Raw genomic sequence first — 19007 nt, forward strand, 5'->3', positions numbered from 1 at the left:
CGCCACCAGAAACTTGGCGTCAGTACCGGCCACGGCAGAACACCCGCACGCACTCCGAATGAGAACGAGCCGGCGAACAGTCAGCGACGCGCGACCGACGACCGTGCCTGCGTGACCGCGGCACGGGTCACACATTCGTGGGCGTGGTCGTTGACGATGCCACTGGCCTGCATGAGTGCGTACATGGTCGTCGGCCCGACGAACCGCCACCCGCGCTTCTTGAGGTCCTTCGACAGCGCGAGTGATTCGGGTGAGGTCGTCTGACTGTGCGGCTCGGGTTCCGCAGCCGGCTCGTAACGCCAGAAGTAGCCGGGCAGTGAGCCTTCGGCGTCGATGAGGTCGGCCGCGTGCCGGGCATTGTTGATGACTGCCTCGATCTTGCCGCGATGCCGCACGATCCCGGCGTCGCCCAGTAATCGTGTGACGTCGGCGTCGGTGAACCGGGCGACCTTCTCGATGTCGAAGCCCGCGAAGGCAGTCCGGAAGTTCTCCCGTTTGGTGAGGATGGTCCGCCAACTCAACCCGGCCTGAAACCCTTCGAGCGATACCCGTTCGAAGAAGGCGTTGTCACCGTCGAGGGGGTATCCCCATTCGGTGTCGTGATAGGTGGTCTCCGGTTCGCGTGCCGCCCAAGCGCACCGGGTCACGCCGTTGTCGTCGGTCGTCACGTTGCCCACGCACCCACCATAGCGGGGGGCTACCGGTTCTCAATAGCGGAACCAGCGTCACCGACCAGCGACTCGGGCCCCTGAGGTTGCCTGCACCTCAGGGGCCCGATCATGGTCGGCCACAGCCGATCGTCAGCCGACGACCAGGGATTCACCGTCGGGACTGACATTCACCGGCACAACATCGCCGTCGCGGACGTCGCCGGCCAGCAACGCCTTGGCCAGCTGGTCACCGATGGCCTGCTGCACCAGCCGGCGCAGCGGCCGCGCGCCGTAGAGCGGGTCGAAACCGCGTTCGGCCAGCCATTCCTTGGCCTTCGGCGTGACCTGCAGTTCCAGTCGGCGCTGCGCCAGGCGCTTGCCGAGCTGGGCCAGTTGGATGTCGACGATGGACACCAGTTCCTCGGGGCTCAGCGCGTCGAAGATGACGACGTCGTCGAGCCGGTTGATGAACTCCGGCTTGAAGGCCGCGCGCACCGCCGCCATCACCTGATCCTTGTCGCCACCCGCACCCAGGTTGGAGGTGAGGATGAGGATGGTGTTCCGGAAGTCCACGGTCCGGCCCTGACCGTCGGTCAGGCGACCCTCGTCGAGCACCTGCAGCAGCACGTCGAAGACGTCCGGGTGGGCCTTTTCGACCTCGTCGAAGAGGACCACCGTGTACGGGCGCCGCCGCACCGCCTCGGTGAGCTGACCACCCGACTCGTATCCGACATAGCCGGGAGGGGCACCGACAAGCCGTGCGACGCTGTGCTTCTCGCCGTACTCACTCATGTCGATACGCACCATGGCACGTTCGTCGTCGAACAAGAACTCGGCGAGCGCCTTGGCCAGCTCGGTCTTGCCGACACCGGTCGGGCCGAGGAACAGGAACGATCCGAGCGGACGGTTCGGGTCGGCCACACCGGCCCGCGCACGACGCACCGCGTCCGACACCGCCTGCACCGGCGCACTCTGCCCGATGACCCGCTGTCCCAGCTCGGATTCCATGCGCAGCAGCTTGGCGGTCTCCCCTTCGAGCATGCGCCCGGCCGGGATTCCGGTCCACGACGACACGACCTGCGCCACGTCGTCGGGTCCGACCTCCTCCTGCAGCATCACGTCCTGGTCGGGATCGGTGCCGGTCTTCTCGATCGCGGCCTCCAATTCCTTTTCCAGGCCAGGGATCTTGCCGTAGCGCAGCTCGGCGGCCCGGCCCAGATCGCCGTCACGTTCGGCACGATCAGCTTCGCCGCGCAGACGTTCCAGCTCTTCCTTGGTGTCGCGGACGGCGTCGATGGCGGTCTTCTCCGACTGCCACCGGGCCGACAGTTCGTTCAGCTTCTCCTTCTGGTCAGCCAGTTCGCCGCGCAGCTTCTCCAGACGCTCCTTGGAGGCCGCGTCGGTTTCCTTCTGCAGCGCAACCTCTTCGACCTCCAGCCGGCGGACGACGCGTTCGACCTCGTCGATCTCGACGGGACGCGAGTCGATCTCCATCCGCAGCCGCGAGGCCGCCTCGTCTACCAGGTCGATGGCCTTGTCGGGCAGGAAGCGGGAGGTGATGTAGCGATCGGAAAGTGTTGCGGCGGCGACCAATGCGGAGTCGGTGATGCGCACACCGTGGTGCACCTCGTAGCGCTCCTTGAGACCGCGGAGGATGCCGATGGCGTCCTCGACGGACGGTTCGCCGACATACACCTGCTGGAAGCGACGTTCCAGCGCCGCATCCTTCTCGATGTACTTGCGGTATTCCTCCAGCGTGGTCGCACCGACCAGGCGCAGCTCACCACGCGCCAGCATCGGCTTGATCATGTTGCCCGCGTCCATGGCGGATTCACCGGTCGCGCCGGCGCCCACGATGGTGTGCAACTCGTCGATGAAGGTGATGACCTGACCGGCCGACCCTTTGATCTCGTCGAGCACCGCCTTCAGACGCTCCTCGAACTCGCCGCGATACTTGGCACCGGCGACCATCGACCCCAGATCCAGCGAGATGACGGTCTTGCCGCGCAACGATTCCGGGACGTCACCGGCGACGATGCGCTGGGCCAGTCCCTCGACGATCGCCGTTTTGCCGACACCCGGCTCGCCAATGAGCACCGGGTTGTTCTTGGTACGACGCGACAGCACCTGCACGACGCGCCGGATCTCGGTGTCGCGGCCGATGACCGGGTCGAGCTTGCCCTCCCTGGCCGCCGCGGTCAGATCGGTGGAGTACTTCTCCAGCGCCTGATAGGTCGACTCCGGGTCCTCCGAGGTGACGCGAGCGGTACCGCGTACGGCGACGAAGGCCTCGCGTAGCGCCTGCGGGGTCGCCCCCGCATCGTGGAGCAGCTTGGCGACGTCGGAGTCGCCGGTGGCCAGACCGACGAGGATGTGTTCGGTCGAGACGTATTCGTCGTCGAGTTCACCGGCGAGTTGCTGTGCTGCCGAGATGGCCGCGATCGACTCGCGGGAAAGCTGCGGCTGCGCACTCGCGCTGGACACCGTCGGCGCGCGATCGACCAGACCCTGCGCCTGCACGCGAACCCCCGACGGATCCACCCCGACCGCCTTGAGCAGCGGAGAGGCGATTCCATCGGACTGATCGAGCAGGGCGACGAGGATGTGAGCCGGACGCACGTCGGGGTTACCAGCAGCGGCGGCCGCCTGGACGGCAGAACTCAGGGCCTGCTGCGTCTTGGTGGTCGGGGTGAAGCTGTCCACGGGCGTGTACCTTTCTCTTTAGTCCAACAGACTCAAGTATGAGCCATTCAGGTTCTGCAACGCCAGCAGACTTGAGTCCATTCCACTCAACTTGCTTGCATTCTTGTGATGCACACCACATGACCTATCAAACGCTCCGCACTCCACCATGCGCTGATGGCACATCCACATGGTGGCCATCCAACTGCCGTTGGGCACGTGACACCGCAGCATGACCGTGCCGTCACTCGCTTTCGGCAAAGCCCGGCCGACATCCGTCCCGATCACCGACACTCGAAGGGACGCATCGCGGGAAGGATCATCTGGTGAGCACACCGACGACGAACGAAACGACACCAGACGATGCGGCGAAGATCTTCGCCGACCCGACGGCCTACGCCGACGAAGCCCGATTACACGCCGCGATGCGCCACCTGCGGGCCAACGAACCGGTGGTGCGCGTCGACCAACCCGGCTACCGGCCGTTCTGCGCGGTGACCAAACACGCCGACATCATGGACATCGAACGCGCCAACAACCTGTGGCTCAGCGCGCCGCGGCCGGTCCTGACCACCGCCGAGGCCGACGAACAGGCGAAGACGCAGCTGGACGCCGGCGGCGGGCTGCGCACCCTGATCCACATGGACGACCCGCATCACCGCAAGGTCCGTTCGATCGGTACCGACTGGTTCCGGCCGAAGGCCATGCGTGAGTTGCAGACCCGCGTCGACGAGCTGGCCAAACGCTACGTCGACATCATGTGCGACATCGGTCCGGAATGCGATTTCGTCGCCGACATCGCCGTGCACTTCCCACTGCATGTGATCCTGTCGTTGCTCGGCCTCCCCGAGGAGGACTTCCCGAGGATGCTGCAACTCACCCAGGAGCTGTTCGGCGGTGACGACGCCGAATATCAGCGCGGCACCACCCTGGAGGAGAAGTTCGCGACGCTGCTCGACTTCTTCAAGTACTTCACCACCCTGACCGCCTCCCGCCGCGACCATCCCACCGACGATCTGGCCTCGGCCATCGCCAACGGACGCATCGACGGTGAACCGCTCGCCGACGTCGACACCGCCTCCTACTACGTGATCGTCGCAACCGCAGGCCACGACACCACCAAGGACGCGATCGCCGGCGGGCTGCGGGCCCTCATCGAGAATCCCGACCAACTCGACCGGCTGCGCCGCGACCCGTCGCTCATCGACACCGCGGTCGAGGAGATGATCCGCTGGAGCACCCCGGTCAAGGAATTCATGCGCACCGCCGCCGAAGACACCACGGTGCACGGGGTTCCGATCGCCAAGGGCGAATCCGTCTATCTCGCTTACACTTCGGCCAACCGCGACGAGGACATCTTCGACGATCCGTTCACCTTCGACGTCGGGCGCACCCCCAACCAGCATCTCGCCTTCGGCTACGGCGTCCACTTCTGCCTGGGCGCGCCGCTCGCGCGGATGGAGATGCGCAGCTTCTTCACCGAATTGATCCCCCGCCTGGACTCGATCGACCTGACCGGTGCACCGGTACTGGCCGAGACGGTCTTCGTGGGCGGGCTCAAACACCTTCCGATCCGCTACTCCCTGCGCCGGTAGGCACCGACCGCCGGCACCGAGCCGAAGGAAAACCCATGCGTCCCACCATCACCCGACCGATGGCACGCCGGCTACGTCACGCGGTGGCGGCATTCGCGGCGACGGCACTCGTGATTCCCGCACTGCTGAGTTCAACGGTCGCCGATGCCACACCGTCGTCGGGGGTTTCGGCGGTCACGCTCGCCAAGGCCGATATCCCGGCCGCCCTCCTACCGTTCCTCCCCGACGGGATGCACGTCGAGGTTCGCGAGATCACCATCGTGCCGGGCGGCACCACGGGCTGGCACTACCACGACGGCAACCTGATCGGACTCATCCGCCAGGGCACGCTCACCCATCCCGGTTCGGACTGCACACCCGTCATCTATCGGACCGGCGACATCATCCGCGAACCGGCAGGCAAGGCCAACACCCACCAGGGCACGAACCTCGGTTCCGTGCCGGTGGTCCTCGACGTCCTCTACCTCATCCCCTTGGGTGCGCCACTGTCCGAAGACGCTCCCGCGCCCGGGTGCGCGTAGCCCCGGCAGAAGGCGTCCTCAGACGGTTGCCCGCACCACGAGTTCTACTGGTAGACGCCGCGATTCGACGTCGCGCCCGGCGACAAGGTCGAGCAGACCGCGTACCGCGGTGACACCGATGTCGCGTGCCGGTGAACGAACCGTGGTCAACGGCACCGGCAACTGCGCGACGATGGGGATGTCGTTGAAGCCGATCAGGGCCAGGTCGTCGGGGATGCGCAGGCCGAGATCGCGTGCGACGCCGAGCACTCCGACGGCGATCGTGTCGGAGACGGTGAAGATCGCACGCGGTCGGCGCGCGGTGTCGAGCAGTGCACGGCCGGCGGCGATACCGCCGTCGACCTCGAAGGTCGACGTCCGCACCCGGTCGGCCGGCAGCACGATTCCGGCGTCGGCGAGCTCGGCGGTGAAGCCCGCAAGGCGGTCGGTGGCCGTGGTGGCGTGTCCAGGTCCGGCGATCACGGCGAGGTCGGTATAGCCGCGGTCGAGCAGATGCCGGGCGGCGAGTCGTCCGCCGCGAATGTCGTCGCCCCCGACGAAGGGCAGCCCGGCGTCGGCATGCCGGGTGAGCGCGAGCATCGGCACGTCGGCCACCCGCAGTGATTCGATGAATTCACCTCCGGGTCGATGCAATCCGCTCAGCAGCAGACCGTCGACCTGTCGGCCCACCAGTAGTTCGATGGCGCGGCGTTGCGCCTCCGGATCGTCGGGCGGGCTCGACAACAGCACCGAGTAGCCTGCGCGGGCGGCTTCTTCCTCGACGCCCCGATAGGTCGTGGCGACCACGCCGTCGGTGAGGCGGGTCATCACGACGCCGAGGGTGGCGGTCTTGCGGGTGCGCAGGCTCGCCGCCCACATGTTGCGCTGGTAGCCCAGTTCGTCGGCCACTGCACGGACGCGCAAGGCCGACTCCGACCATCCGTCGGCGGGTTCGGCCTGCCGGAGCACCCGCGATGCCGTCGACACGTGCACGCCAGCGCGGTGCGCGATCTCCTTCAGCGTCGGCGGTCGCTGGACATTGGCCACGCTGGCCCCCTCACTCGTCTCCACCCGTTGACGTACGGCGTCGGAGCACCTACCTTAGTCGATGCAAACGTTCTCGCAATCGTTCTTACAAACGTTTGGGCCTGACTGCGAGAGCCGGTTCCACACCCACCCCCATGGAGGTTTCGATGTCCCGCCCCAGCACGTTGTCGCAGCTCTTCGCCCTCGACTCGCTTCTCGAACCCGAAGAGATCGCCATCCGCGACACCGTCCGGGACTTCGGCAACGCCCGCTTGCGCCCGCATGTCGCCGACTGGTTCGAGGACGCCGAACTCCCGGCGCGCGAGATCGCCAAGGAGCTCGGCCGGCTCGGTGCACTGGGTATGCACCTGGAGGGCTACGGCTGCCCGGGCACCAGCGCGATGGCCTACGGATTGGCCTGCCTGGAGCTGGAAGCCGTCGACTCGGGCATCCGCAGCCTGGTGTCGGTGCAGGGTTCACTGGCGATGTTCTCCATCCACCACTGGGGCTCGGAAGATCAGAAGAACGAATGGCTGCCGAGGATGGCCGCCGGTGACGCGATCGGCTGCTTCGGCCTGACCGAACCCGACTTCGGATCCAACCCGTCGGGGATGCGCACCAACGCCAAGCGCGACGGCGACGACTGGGTACTCAACGGCACCAAGATGTGGATCACCAACGGATCGATCGCCGACGTCGCCGTCGTCTGGGCGCAGACCGACCTGGAAGAAGGCGCACGCGGCATCCGCGGCTTCGTCGTCCCCACCGACACCCCCGGATTCTCCGCACCGGAGATCAAGAAGAAGATCTCGCTGCGCGCCTCGGTCACCTCCGAGCTGGTCCTGGACAACGTGCGGCTGCCCGGATCGGCCCTGCTACCCAAGGCCGCCGGGCTCAGCGGACCGCTGACCGCACTCGGTGAGGCGCGCTACGGCATCATCTTCGGAGCCATCGGTGCCGCCCGCGACTGCCTGGAGACCGCCATCGACTACGCCCAGTCGCGTGAGGTGTTCGACAAGCCGCTGGCCGCCTATCAGATCACGCAGACCAAGATCGCCGACATGGCCCTCGAAGTGGGCAAGGGCCACCTGCTGGCGTATCACATCGGCCGGGGCAAGGACCGCGGCGAGATCACCCCGGAGCAGATCAGCACCGGCAAGCTCAACAACACCCGCGAGGCCATCAAGATCGCCCGCGAATGCCGGACCATCCTGGGCGCCAACGGCATCACCCTGGAGTACCCGGTCATCCGGCACGCCAACAACCTGGAGTCGGTGCTCACCTACGAGGGCACCTCGGAGGTCCACCAGCTCACCATCGGTCGCGCACTCACCGGTTCGGCAGCGTTCCGATGAGCCCCGCAACCGCAACCCCCGGTACCGGCGCCCTCGACGGTCTGGTCATCGCGGATTGCGGCCGGGTCCTGGCCGGCCCGTACGCGACGATGCTGCTGGCCGACCTGGGCGCCGAGGTGATCAAGGTCGAGCGGCCCGGCGCCGGCGACGACACCCGCTCGTGGGGTCCGCCGTGGGTGGGCGACCAGTCGTCGTACTTCCTGTCGGTGAATCGCAACAAGCAATCGATCGCGATCGACCTGTCCGACCCCGAAGGACTGGCCGCCGCACGTCGGCTCGTCGACCGCGCCGACGTAGTGGTCGAGAACTTCATGCCGGGCACCCTCGATCGGCTCGGCCTCGGCTACGAGGCGCTCGCCGCCGATAGGCCCGACCTCGTCTACTGCTCGGTGACCGGCTTCGGCGGCAACAATCAGCTGCCCGGCTACGACCTGTTGATCCAGGCGGTCGGCGGCATGATGAGCATCACCGGACCGGACCCGGCGACACCGACGAAGGTCGGCGTCGCGGTCGTCGACGTGATCACCGGATTACATGCGGCCGTGGGGATCCTGTCCGCCCTGCGACATCGCGACCGCACCGGTGAAGGCCAGCGGATCGAGGTCAACCTGCTGTCGTCACTGCTGTCCGCACTCGCCAATCAGTCCTCGGCGTATGTGGCGGCCGGGGTGGTGCCGACCGCGATGGGCAACCGGCATCCGAGCATCGCGCCATATGGGGTGTTCGAGACCGCCGACCGGCCGTTCGTGCTGGCGGTGGGTAACGACCGGCAGTTCGCCGCACTGTGTGAGGTACTCGGCGCCCCGGAACTCGCGGTCGACGACCGATATGCGACCAACAGCGCCCGGGTCGCCCATCGCGAGGAGCTCGTGAAGACCCTCAACGACCTCCTCGGCACCGGCAGCGCCGACCACTGGTTCACCGAACTGACCGCGCGTCGGGTGCCGTGTGGGCCGCTCAACGACATCGCCGACGCCATCGCACTGGCTCAGCGACTGGGACTCGATCCGGTCATCACGATCGACGATCCGCACCGCGATGCACCGATCAGGCAGGTGGCCAACCCGATTCGGCTCAGCGCCACCCCACCGACGTACCGTTGTGCGCCGCCCTTGCTGAACGAACACGGCGCCCCGCCATCCGAGTAGTACCCGAGCGAGCACGGCTGTCGGGCCGGTCTCAGCCCGACAGCCGTGCCAGCGTCTCGACCACGGCGCGGGTGATCGTCCGCTGCCCCGCCAGCGTCGGATGAACACCGTCCGGTCCCTGCAGGTCCGGATGGGCGGGCACCCCGAACAGTCGCACGAGGTCGACCACCGGATCGCCGAAACCGGCTATCGCGTCGGCCAACCGGACGCAATCCTCGTTACGCCAAGTAGCCGACCCGAACCGGAACGGTGGATAGCCGGCGATGCGCTGCTCGATCAGGGGCGCCGGGGTCAGCCACAGCCAGCGAGCCGACGTCCGTTCCGCGGCGATACGGTGCATCTCATGCAGATTCGCCACGCTTTCGGACAAGCCGATCATCGGCTTCCCCCCGGCGACACGGGTGATGTCGTTGCCGCCCAGCCCACAGATGATCCAGTCCGGCGCCGGGTGCAGCATCGATGGCCATCGGCGCAGAACCATGGCCGACGAGTGTGCCGACAGGCCGGCGTTGACCACCTCGATGTCGTCGGCCGGCCGGATCTCGTGCAGCACATGTCGCAGGATCTCGGCCCAGGACTGCAGGTCGTCGGTGAGGCTGTCCCCGACCACGAGCACTCGGTCACCAGTGCCGAAAGGTAAGCGCCGCACCATGTCCACGACGGCCGACTCCTCTAGGAGGGCGACCGCCGCCGATCGGGCATGCGCCTCGAATTCGGCGATGCTCCGAAGATCACCGGCAGCGCATCGGCCATTCCGGGCAGGTAGCCGTAGAGCTTCTCCAAATGTGTGTACTGCATCTGCGCCATCACGGCGTCCGTCGCGCTAGGCACCTCGGGCTCCCTTTCCACCGTCGACGGTCAGCACCGTCCCGGTTGTGAACGAGGACGCCGGCGACGCCAGCCAGGTGACCGCCGCGGCCACCTCGGCCGGGCGACCCAGCCGTGGGATCGGCGCCATCGAACCGATCCGTTCTTTCACCTCGCCGTTCAGTCGGCTGATCGCGCCCGAGTCGACCGACCCGGGAGCCACCGCGTTGACGCGTATCCCGCGCTCGGCGTAATCCAGTGCGGCGGTGCGGGTGAGCCCGACAACACCATGCTTGGCAGCCACATACGCCGCCATCCCGGGTGCGCCGGCAAGTCCGGCGGTGGACGCCACATTGACCACCGATCCTCCGGCGGGCAGCGCCGCGAGCTCGTGACGCATGGCGACGAGGGTGCCCCGAAGTGTCACGCGCAGCACCCGGTCGATGTCATCGAGGGACAGCTCGGCGAGCGGCGCCGGCTGGTGCGTCAGGCCTGCGTTGTTCACCGCGATGTCCAGCCCGTTCCGCCGGGCGTACCCGACCAGGCCGGCAACCGAGTCGTCGTCGGTGATATCCACGGACACAATCGAATACATGATCCCCTGGGCGTCCAATTCCGCGCCGGTGACCGCCAACGCGGATCGGTCCCGGCCGGCGAGGATCAGTTGGGCGCCGGCCACCCCGAGTGCCCGCGCGACGGCGCGACCGATCTCGCCGTTCGCGCCGATCACCAAGGCCGTTCGGCCCTGCAATGCTGCGGTCATCACGCACCTCCATCGGATCACTTCTCAGCGTCCCTCGAGAATCCCGACGGGTCACCACCCACATACGCGACTCCTCCGACACCTTGTCCACCTTTCCCGACACCTCATGCCTGCGGCGGGCCACCGGCCTCGACCGCGGTCCACCCTGGAACTACCCACGGAGAAAGGGGCAACCACCATGACCACCGGTCACACCGTCAGCGCTGAAGCTCTCAAGCTGGGTCAGCGCTGGGCGGATGCGGAAGTTGACGGCGACCGAGAAGAACTCGATCGTCTTGGCGCCAACGGATTTCATCTGATCGGACCGGCCGGATTCGTCCTCGATCGAGATCAATGGCTCGCGCGGTTCGCGCCCGGAGCACTCGACATGGAAGAACTCACCTGGTCCGATGTCACGGTCACCACATTCACCGACGCCGCCTCACTCATCGGAATCGTCACGCAGAAGGCCACTTTCGCGGGACACCGCTCCGACGGGCGATTTCGGGTCGTGCATTCGATCATCACGGAGGATGGCGAGCTGCGGTTCGCGACCATCCAGTACAGCCCGCTCGCACCGGGACTCTGAGTTCGGCGAGACAGCAGCGATCAGCGTTGGGTCGCCCGATAGTGCGACGGCGACACCCCGTAGGTGGAGACGAATGCCTGGCGCAGGGCTTCGGCGGTGCCGAATCCGCAACGGCGCGAGATCGCCTCGACGGTCAGGTCGGTGCCCGTCAGCAGATTCGCCGCCGCCTCCGACCGCACGCGCCGCACATACCGTCCCGGCGTCGAGCTCATCTCCTCGTGGAAGAGTCTGGTCAGATGCCGTTCACTGACACCGGCGAGATCGGCGAGGGCCGGCGCCGACAGATCGTCGGCCAGGTGGGCGGCGATATGGTCGACGCTCTCGCGCACCAACGATCGGCCGACCGCGGGTGGCGTGGTGAACATACTCATCTGCGCCTGATTCCCGGGCCGCTGCAGGTAGGTGACGAGTTGGCGGGCGACCTCACGGGCCAGTTCGGCCCCCGCATCGTCCTCGATGAACGACAACGTGAGATCCAGTGCCGCGGTCACCCCCGCCGACGTGCAGACGTCGCCGTCGCTGATGAAGATGGGCCCCGGGTCGAATTCGACGCCCGGGAAGCGGCCGGCCAGATAGTCGGCGTGCGCCCAGTGGGTGGCCACCCGCTTGCCGTCCACCATTCCGGCCGCGGCCAGGATCCCCGCTCCGGTGCACACCGACGCGGTTCGCCGCGACTCCCGGCCCAACCGGCGCACGTGGGCGACGAAGCGTTCGTCATCCATCGCGTCGACATAGCCGATGCCGCCGCACACGATCAGGGTGTCCAGCGGGCCGTGTGACCGCTCCAACGCCATCTCCGCCTGCACGACCAGTCCGGTTCCGGTGGTGATCGGCGCGCCGCCAGGTGAGGCCAGCCGTGGTTGGTAGATCGCCCGGCCCGAGTACTGGTTGGCGAACTGCAGTGCGGACGTCACACAGGCGATGTCGAGGAGTTCGGCGGCCGGATACCCGACCACCAGCACCCGCCGCGGTTCGGTGTCGCGCGGAGTCGCTGCGGATCCGTTCATACCGTCCACGCTACGACCGGATCGACACCCAGTGGGAGATGTCTGCCAGACCGGCACCCCACGTTTTCGGACACAGGCTCGCTTCACCGTGGACCATCCGGCGGTGGCGGCGGAACGTGGCAGCCATGACCCCGACCCCGATGACCCCGACCCCGATGACCCCCACTCCAATGACCCCGTCTGGAAGTCCCCGGCCCGGACCGACCGCCACCCGGCGTGTGCTTCGGGTCGCCACCGTCGTCTCCGTCGGCCTGATCGTCGTCATCGCGGCGGCGGGGCTCGTCATCGTGGCGTCGATCCCGACCATGAAGAACGCGGCCGCCGACGTCTACCCCGCGCCGGCCACGGCGACGGCGGCCCCACCCGCCGTCGCGTATGACCCGAACAAGCCGACCGTCGCGATCCTCCTCGGCCAGGACGGCGCGAATGTCGCCGATACGTTGGCACCGTACGAGGTCCTCTCGCGCTCCGGTGGATTCAACACATATCTGGTCGCACCGGAACGACGCCCGGTCACGCTGGGCGGTGGACTCACCGTCTGGCCCCACCACGGTTTCGCCGACCTCGCGCAGATCGATCGGGACGGCCCGGAGATCGTCGTCGTTCCGCAGATGCACGGCGACCGGACCCCGGTCGAGCGGTGGATCACCTCGCTCCGACGAACCCGTCCGGCCACCGTCATGATGAGTGTGTGCGTCGGCGCCGAAACGCTGGCCAACACCGGCATTCTCGACGGACACAGCGCGACATCCCACTGGCTCAAGCTGATCGGCCTACGTCGGTCGCATCCCGAGGTCGAGTGGGTCGACGGCGTCCGCTTCGTCGACCATGGGACGGTGATCACCACCGGCGGAGTGCTGATGGGGATCGACGGCGCACTGCGCCTGGTGGAACGATTCGTCGGCGCGACGCCCGCCCGCCGGGTTGCCGACGAGATCCATTGGCGCGGATACGTTCCGGGCGGCGATCTGGGTATCGACGCCGCCGGTCCCCGGCCCGCGGACCTGCCCGCCGTCCTCAGCGCCGGGTACCGCTGGAACCGTCCACACCTCGGTGTCCTGTCGTCGTCGGGGGTCGGCGAGATCGAACTGGCCTCCGCGTATCGGCCCTACACCGAACTCTCCTACCTGGCCACCCTGTCGACCTACACCGCCGACGGCAACGCCATCACCACCGCGCACGGGGTGACCGTCGTTCCGAATCGCGCCGCCCGCGACACCGGTGGCGTCGACCGGATCATCGTGCCCGGCAAGTCCGCGGCCGAACGCCGGTTGGCTGACCGACTCGGCCTGCCGTCGGACATCGAGGTCGACTATCTCCACACCGACGACGCGTTCGGCTTCGACGGGGCGATCGCCGACATCTCCCGGCACTATGACCGCGCGACCGCGCGATGGGTCGCGAAGAGTCTGCAGTATCCGACGTCGGCCGGCGAGGTGGGCGACACCGCATGGCCGTGGGGACCCACCACGGTGGCGCTCCTGTTGATCGGCGCGGCCGGCGTGCTGATCTGGGGTCTCTACCGCATCCTGCGCTTCGCGGTCACCCAGCTCCGCAACACATTCCGGGTCACGGCTGCGCTCCCGTCCGCACCTCGCGGTCCGGATCCGACGACCACTGCGAGTACGACCCCGGAAACAGCCGCGCCCGGAATCCGGCAATCTCCATAGCCGCGACGGTATGCGCGGCATTCACACCCGACCCGCAATAGACGATCGGAGCGTCGTCGGCGGCGATTCCCAACGCCGAGAACCGCTCGCGCAGTTCCTCGGCCGAACGGAACCGGCCGTTGTCGTCGATGTTGGCACCGGTGGGGACACTGACGGCGCCCGGGATGTGTCCCGGTCGCGGATCGATGGGCTCCACCTCGCCCCGATAGCGTTCCGGCGCACGAACATCCAACAGCGCAGCGCCGCCGCTGCGCGCATCCGGGCCGGCGGCGACCTCGTCGATGGTCGCGGTCGACAACTCACCGCCGGTCAGCGTCGCAGATCCGACGCGTGGGGTACCGCCGTCCCCGGTCGACAGTCGGAATCCGGCCGTGCGCCACGCACCCAGCCCGCCGTCGAGCAGCCGGACGTCGGCGATACCGGCCCAGCGCAGCAACCACCAGGCACGTGCGGCGGCGAGATTCCCGATGTCGTCGTAGGGCACCACCGTGACACCGTCATCGATGCCCCAGCGCCGCACGGCGGCCTGCAGCTCGGCGACGTCGGGGAGCGGATGTCGCCCGCCTGCGGCACCGGCCGGTGGCCGCGCCAGTTCGGCGTCGAGGTCGACGAACACCGACCCGGGCACATGTCCGTCCAGGTAGTGCTCGTAGCCGCGGTCGTCACCGAGTTGCCAGCGCACGTCCAGGACGACCGGCGGGGTCGACGACAACATCAGTTCGGCCAGTTCGTCGGCGGTGATGGTCACGGCAGTCATATCGGCGAGCCTACCCACCCGCCGGAGACCGCCCGCCCAGATAGGCGGTCGCCGATCGGGCGGCGATGGCAGCAGCTTCGTGCAGTTCCACGCCATTCGCCAGGTGGGCGACCAGCACTCCGGCGAAATGATCACCCGCACCGGTGGTGTCGGACACGGGCACCTGCTCGACAGCGATCGCACCGATCCGCTCCGGGGTCGCCACCACGACTCCGGCCGGTCCGAGCGTGATGACCACGGTCGTCGCGACCTCCAACAGCTTCGTCGCGAGTTCTCGGGGGTCGCCGCCCGGATTGGCCGCATCCGCATAGAACGTAGCTTCGATCTCGTTGACCACCAACGGATCCGATACCGTGACGATCGACTCGGGAAGTGCGGCGACCGGACTGGGGTTGAGCACGAACCGCCGACGGTTGGCCCGGCACCAGTCCGCGACCGCGGCGGTCACCGCCGGAGGCGACTCCAGTTGGGTGAGCACCACATCGGGCTGCAACGACTCCAGCGCGCCGACCGTCGACTCCGGGCTCAGTCGCCCATTGGCGCCGGACACCACGATGATCGAGTTGTCCCCGGCCGCGTCGACCTCGATGACCGCCCGGCCGCTGACATCGTCGACAACGGCCACATGGGTCACGTCGACACCGGCCGAGCGTTGGGCCGCGACCATCGCAGCACCCGCGTCGTCATCCCCCACCGCCCCGATCAACGCGACCGCTCCCACGGTGGCCGCGGCCAGCGCCTGATTCGCCCCTTTGCCGCCTGCCCGCTCGGCCAGCGATGATCCGATGACGGTCTCGCCGATCGCGGGCCGCCGCTCGACCCGCACGATCATGTCCATGTTGAGCGTGCCGACGACCGCCACGCGTGCCTGCGTCTCCGCTGTCATGCCCCCATTGTGGCCGCCGCGGTTCATTGAAGGTCGGAACCCGGACTCAACTCGACCGCGTCGATGCCGTCACGACGGGCCAGCCGCACGAATTCGGCTCCGGGGGTGAAGAAACGGTCGGGGCGAATGCGATCGAACCCGATCGGCCACAGCGTGCCGAAGTGGATCGGCACGACCCGGCGTGCCGCGACGCGCCCGGCCGCGGTCACCGCCCGTGCGGGATCCATATGTCCCTCGCCCAGCGTCGGCCCCCATCCGCCGACCGGGAGCAGGGCCACGTCGACGTCGTGCACCCAGTCCTCGAGATCGGGGTACAGGTCGGTGTCGCCTGCGAAGTAGGTGGTGGCGTCACCACCGATGACGTAGCCGAGCGCCGGCACCGAGCGCGGCCCGCGCCGCCACCGTCGGCCGTCGTGGTCGGCGGGTACTGCGCGGATGGTCACGTTCCCGATCGGAACCTCGTCACCGGGCGCGACCTCGATCAACCGCGATCCGACTGACCGCAAGTCCCTCAACGCATCCGGTGCGCCTCGCGGCACGACGATCGGTACCTCGTCGGCGAGCATCCGCAACGACGGCACATGGGTGTGGTCGGCGTGCAGATGCGACAACACGACGACGTCGGGGTCGCGGACGTCCGGGCCGTCGGGCGACGGCCCCCGACGGCGACGGAGGTGCATCACCCGATCGGTCAGCACCGGATCGGTGAGCACCCGGGTACCGCGATCGGTGATGAGTACCGAGGCATGGCCCAGCCAGCGCATACGCCACGGTGTCGGGTCCATCCAAGTAGTGTCCCAAGACAACCGAAAGGACGCCATGCGCACGACCGCAGCCATCATCCGGGGTCTCGTCGAGTTCCTCATCCTGTGGGTGTCGTCGGCGTTCGCCATCATCGCGCTCGACGCGGTGCTCGACGGGGTGCGGCTCAACACCGTCGACATCGGCTTACACCAGGATTCGACGCTGCCCGCCGCCCTCGCCCTCGCGCTCGTGTTCGGCGTCCTGAACACCGCGCTGTGGCCGGTCGCGATGCGGGCGATGTCGTGGGTGGGGCCGGTACTGCTGTTCATCCTCGCCTTCGCGCTCGGCGGGGTGATCATGGTGCTCGCGTTGTACCTGGTGCCGGTCGCCGAGGTCGACCATCCGGCCACCGCGGTGTTGATGGCGGCACCGCTGTCGTTGTTCGGGTCACTGGTCGGCGGCGCGGTGGCGGCCCGCTCGGACACCGCCTACCGGCTGATGCAGGTTCGCCGACAACGGTTTCGGTTGCGCCACACCCCGCGTCCCGCGGACGAGACACCCGGACTGTTGTGCATTCAGATCGACGGCCTCGGACATGGGGTGCTGCGCCGGGCCATCGCCGACGGTGTCACCCCGACGCTGGCCGCGATGGTCCGCGAGACGCATACGTTGGTCGAGTGGCACACCGACTGGTCGAGTCAGACCGGCGCGACGCAGCTCGGGGTGCTCCACGGCTGCAATCACAATGTGCCCGCCTTCCGCTGGTACGAGAAGGAGACCGGCCACACCGCGGCGTTCAGCAATCCCCGCGACAACGAGCGCCGCGAGGAGGAACGGTCGGCGATCGAGGGCCTGCTGGCCAACGACGGCTCCAGTCGCGGCAACCTGTTCACCGGCGGAGCCGCCGACAACGTGTTGGTGGTCAGCCGGATGAAGGGCGCCCGACTCGGCGGCGGGGCGGGCTACACCTCGTATTTCCTCGATCCGGCGAGTGCGCTGCGCACCGTGCTCGGCATGATCGCCGAGATCATGCGCGAGTTGCGTCAGGCATGGCGCCAGCGGCACCGCGACATTCGGCCGCGGGTCCCGCGCGGCGGCGTCTACCCGTTCGTGCGGGCGTTCACCACCGTGCTGGCCACCGACATGACGACCGCGGCCGTGGTGCGGGACATGATCGAGGGCCGGTCGATCATCTACGTCGACCTGATCGGCTACGACGAGGTGTCCCACCACTCGGGTATCTCACGACCGGAGACGCTCGCCGTTCTCAGCCGGGTCGACGAGACCATCCGGCTGCTGCGTGCCGCCGCCGCGCAGGCGGACCGGTCCTATCGGCTGGTGGTGCTGTCCGATCATGGCCAGAGTCAGGGCGCCACCTTCACGCAACGGTATGGAGAAAGCTTGCCGCAGTTGGTGTCCCGACTGTGTGGCACCGAGGTCGCGACCGTGGACGAGCGAGCCGCGTCGGAAGGTCGGCTGTATGCGGCCGCCAGTGTGAACGCCACCCCGGATCCGGGGATCGAAACCGAGACCCTGCCCACATCGGAGCCGGTGGTGCTCGGATCCGGAAATCTCGGACTGATCAGTTTCCCGGACCTGCCCGGCCGGGCCACCCGCGAGGCGATCGAGACCGCACATCCGGGTCTGATCGACGCATTGCGCACCCACCCCGGTGTCGGTTTCCTCCTCGTCGCGTGTGCGGACGGCACGTCGGTGGTGCTCGGCGCCGGCGGTTGCGTCGACGTGGCCACCGGCGTGGTGCGGGGCGTCGACCCGCTACGGGATCTCGGCGCGGACGCCTTGCGAAAGATCAGGCGCACAGACACTTTCGACAACGTCGCGGACATCATGGTCGGTGGCGCGTATTGGCCCGAGACCGACGAGATCGCCGCCTTCGAGGAACAGGTCGGGTCGCACGGCGGGATGGGCGGACCGCAGAGCACGCCGTTCCTGCTCTACCCCCACGAGTTACCGGACCCACCCCAGCCGGTGCACGGCGCGGAGTCCGTACACCGAATCTTGGCCGGCTGGCGGGACGCCGCGTCGCCCGTCGACGACGCGGCGGCACCGGTCAGCGGTGGGTGAAGTTCGGTTGGCGCTTCTCGACGAAGGCCGCCATCCCCTCCGACTGGTCGTCGGTGGCGAAGGTCGCATAGAACAGCGAACGTTCGGCGCGCACCCCCTCGGTCAGTCCCGACTCGTAGGCGCGGTTGACCGCTTCCTTGGCGAGGGCGGAGGCGATGAGCGACTTGCCCGCGATGGTCTGCGCGGCCTCGATCGCAGTGGCGCGGGCCTCCTCGGTGGGAACCACGCGGGCGACCAGACCGGCACGTTCGGCCTCGTCGACCTTCATCTGACGGCCGGTGAGGATCAGGTCCATCGCCTTGGACTTGCCGACCGCGCGGGTGAGACGCTGTGAGCCACCGATTCCTGGGATGACTCCAAGGTTGATCTCCGGCTGTCCGAAGACCGCGTTCTCACCGGCGATGATGAAGTCGGCCAGCATGGCCAGCTCGCAGCCGCCGCCGAGGGCGAAGCCGGTGACCGCCGCGATGATCGGGGTCCGGGTGCGCGACAGCTCGTCCCACGCGCCGAAGAAGCTCTCGCTGACGACGTCGGCATAGGACTTCGACGACATCTCCTTGATGTCGGCACCGGCGGCGAAGGCACGCTCGGAACCGGTGATCACGATGGCACCGATACCGGCGTCGGCGTCGAATTCCTTAACCGCACCGACGACTTCGTTCATCAGTTCGGTGTTGAGGGCGTTGAGCGCCTTGGGACGGTTGAGGGTGATGATCCCGACCCGTCCGGTGGTCTCGACGATGATGGTCTGATATTCGGCCACG

18 protein-coding genes are annotated in these 19007 nt (G+C 67.8%); 7 read left to right on the forward strand and 11 right to left on the reverse strand.

Annotated elements, in window-relative coordinates; translation table 11 throughout:
• Nucleotides 1–80 precede the first annotated feature (80 nt).
• Nucleotides 81–677 carry a DNA-3-methyladenine glycosylase I gene (locus QSJ18_RS17860; RefSeq protein WP_286327984.1) on the reverse strand — a complete coding sequence of 199 codons (597 nt, stop codon included), beginning with the start codon at nt 675–677 and terminating at the stop codon, nt 81–83.
• A 123-nt stretch (nt 678–800) separates the two neighbouring features.
• On the reverse strand, nt 801–3353 hold the full coding sequence (clpB, locus tag QSJ18_RS17865) for an ATP-dependent chaperone ClpB (RefSeq protein ID WP_286327985.1): 2553 nt from the start codon (nt 3351–3353) through the stop codon (nt 801–803).
• A 305-nt stretch (nt 3354–3658) separates the two neighbouring features.
• On the opposite strand from clpB, the gene QSJ18_RS17870 reads away from it, so the two are divergent.
• On the forward strand, nt 3659–4927 hold the full coding sequence (locus QSJ18_RS17870; RefSeq protein ID WP_286327986.1) for a cytochrome P450: 1269 nt from the start codon (nt 3659–3661) through the stop codon (nt 4925–4927).
• 35 nt (nt 4928–4962) lie between these two features.
• Nucleotides 4963–5448 (forward strand): cupin domain-containing protein, encoded by a 486-nt coding sequence (locus QSJ18_RS17875; protein WP_462476116.1) that lies wholly within the window; start codon nt 4963–4965, stop codon nt 5446–5448.
• An 18-nt stretch (nt 5449–5466) separates the two neighbouring features.
• Here the strand turns inward: QSJ18_RS17875 and QSJ18_RS17880 are convergent, their stop codons facing one another.
• Nucleotides 5467–6474 (reverse strand): LacI family DNA-binding transcriptional regulator, encoded by a 1008-nt coding sequence (locus tag QSJ18_RS17880; protein WP_286327987.1) that lies wholly within the window; start codon nt 6472–6474, stop codon nt 5467–5469.
• A gap of 146 nt (nt 6475–6620) precedes the next feature.
• Between QSJ18_RS17880 and QSJ18_RS17885 the strand changes: the two genes are divergently transcribed.
• Entirely contained in the window at nt 6621–7808 is a 1188-nt protein-coding gene (locus tag QSJ18_RS17885) for an acyl-CoA dehydrogenase family protein (RefSeq protein ID WP_286327988.1), read from the forward strand.
• Nucleotides 7805–8956 (forward strand): CaiB/BaiF CoA transferase family protein, encoded by a 1152-nt coding sequence (locus QSJ18_RS17890; RefSeq protein ID WP_286327989.1) that lies wholly within the window; start codon nt 7805–7807, stop codon nt 8954–8956. The genes QSJ18_RS17885 and QSJ18_RS17890 overlap by 4 nt, the downstream gene beginning before the upstream one ends.
• 31 nt (nt 8957–8987) lie before the next feature.
• Here the strand turns inward: QSJ18_RS17890 and QSJ18_RS17895 are convergent, their stop codons facing one another.
• The 3 genes from QSJ18_RS17895 to QSJ18_RS17905 are packed head-to-tail and all read right to left on the reverse strand — an operon-like array spanning nt 8988 to nt 10526.
• On the reverse strand, nt 8988–9572 hold the full coding sequence (locus QSJ18_RS17895; RefSeq protein ID WP_286327990.1) for an SGNH/GDSL hydrolase family protein: 585 nt from the start codon (nt 9570–9572) through the stop codon (nt 8988–8990).
• A gap of 56 nt (nt 9573–9628) precedes the next feature.
• Nucleotides 9629–9787 carry a hypothetical protein gene (locus QSJ18_RS17900; RefSeq protein ID WP_286327991.1) on the reverse strand — a complete coding sequence of 53 codons (159 nt, stop codon included), beginning with the start codon at nt 9785–9787 and terminating at the stop codon, nt 9629–9631.
• Nucleotides 9780–10526, reverse strand: a complete 747-nt coding sequence (locus QSJ18_RS17905; protein ID WP_286327992.1) for an SDR family NAD(P)-dependent oxidoreductase — start codon at nt 10524–10526, stop codon at nt 9780–9782. Before QSJ18_RS17905 ends, QSJ18_RS17900 begins: the two co-directional genes overlap by 8 nt.
• A gap of 178 nt (nt 10527–10704) precedes the next feature.
• On the opposite strand from QSJ18_RS17905, the gene QSJ18_RS17910 reads away from it, so the two are divergent.
• Nucleotides 10705–11094, forward strand: coding sequence for a nuclear transport factor 2 family protein (locus QSJ18_RS17910; RefSeq protein ID WP_286327993.1), 390 nt, complete (start codon nt 10705–10707; stop codon nt 11092–11094).
• Nucleotides 11095–11114: 20 nt separating this feature from the next.
• Here QSJ18_RS17910 and QSJ18_RS17915 read toward each other — a convergent pair whose 3' ends face one another.
• Nucleotides 11115–12101 carry a GlxA family transcriptional regulator gene (locus QSJ18_RS17915; RefSeq protein ID WP_286327994.1) on the reverse strand — a complete coding sequence of 329 codons (987 nt, stop codon included), beginning with the start codon at nt 12099–12101 and terminating at the stop codon, nt 11115–11117.
• A 125-nt stretch (nt 12102–12226) separates the two neighbouring features.
• Between QSJ18_RS17915 and QSJ18_RS17920 the strand changes: the two genes are divergently transcribed.
• Nucleotides 12227–13771: a DJ-1/PfpI family protein gene (locus tag QSJ18_RS17920; RefSeq protein ID WP_286327995.1), complete on the forward strand. Its 1545-nt coding sequence runs from the start codon at nt 12227–12229 to the stop codon at nt 13769–13771.
• Here the strand turns inward: QSJ18_RS17920 and QSJ18_RS17925 are convergent.
• The 3 genes from QSJ18_RS17925 to QSJ18_RS17935 are packed head-to-tail and all read right to left on the reverse strand — an operon-like array spanning nt 13671 to nt 16199.
• Nucleotides 13671–14528, reverse strand: a complete 858-nt coding sequence (locus tag QSJ18_RS17925; protein WP_286327996.1) for a sulfurtransferase — start codon at nt 14526–14528, stop codon at nt 13671–13673. The two genes, QSJ18_RS17920 and QSJ18_RS17925, sit on opposite strands and share 101 nt — an antisense overlap.
• Before the next feature lie 10 nt (nt 14529–14538).
• A complete protein-coding gene (locus QSJ18_RS17930; protein WP_286327997.1) occupies nt 14539–15414 on the reverse strand; it encodes a ribokinase in 876 nt (291 codons plus the stop codon).
• A 23-nt stretch (nt 15415–15437) separates the two neighbouring features.
• A complete protein-coding gene (locus QSJ18_RS17935) occupies nt 15438–16199 on the reverse strand; it encodes an MBL fold metallo-hydrolase (protein WP_286327998.1) in 762 nt (253 codons plus the stop codon).
• A gap of 34 nt (nt 16200–16233) precedes the next feature.
• Between QSJ18_RS17935 and QSJ18_RS17940 the strand changes: the two genes are divergently transcribed.
• Nucleotides 16234–18243 carry a phage holin family protein gene (locus tag QSJ18_RS17940; protein ID WP_286327999.1) on the forward strand — a complete coding sequence of 670 codons (2010 nt, stop codon included), beginning with the start codon at nt 16234–16236 and terminating at the stop codon, nt 18241–18243.
• On the opposite strand, the gene QSJ18_RS17945 is transcribed toward QSJ18_RS17940, so the two are convergent.
• Entirely contained in the window at nt 18230–19006 is a 777-nt protein-coding gene (locus tag QSJ18_RS17945; protein ID WP_286328000.1) for an enoyl-CoA hydratase, read from the reverse strand. The two genes, QSJ18_RS17940 and QSJ18_RS17945, sit on opposite strands and share 14 nt — an antisense overlap.
• Between the last annotated feature and the right edge of the window lies 1 nt (nt 19007).

The sequence above is a fragment of the Gordonia heveisoli genome (assembly GCF_030315745.1).
Taxonomy (GTDB): Bacteria; Actinomycetota; Actinomycetes; order Mycobacteriales; family Mycobacteriaceae; genus Gordonia.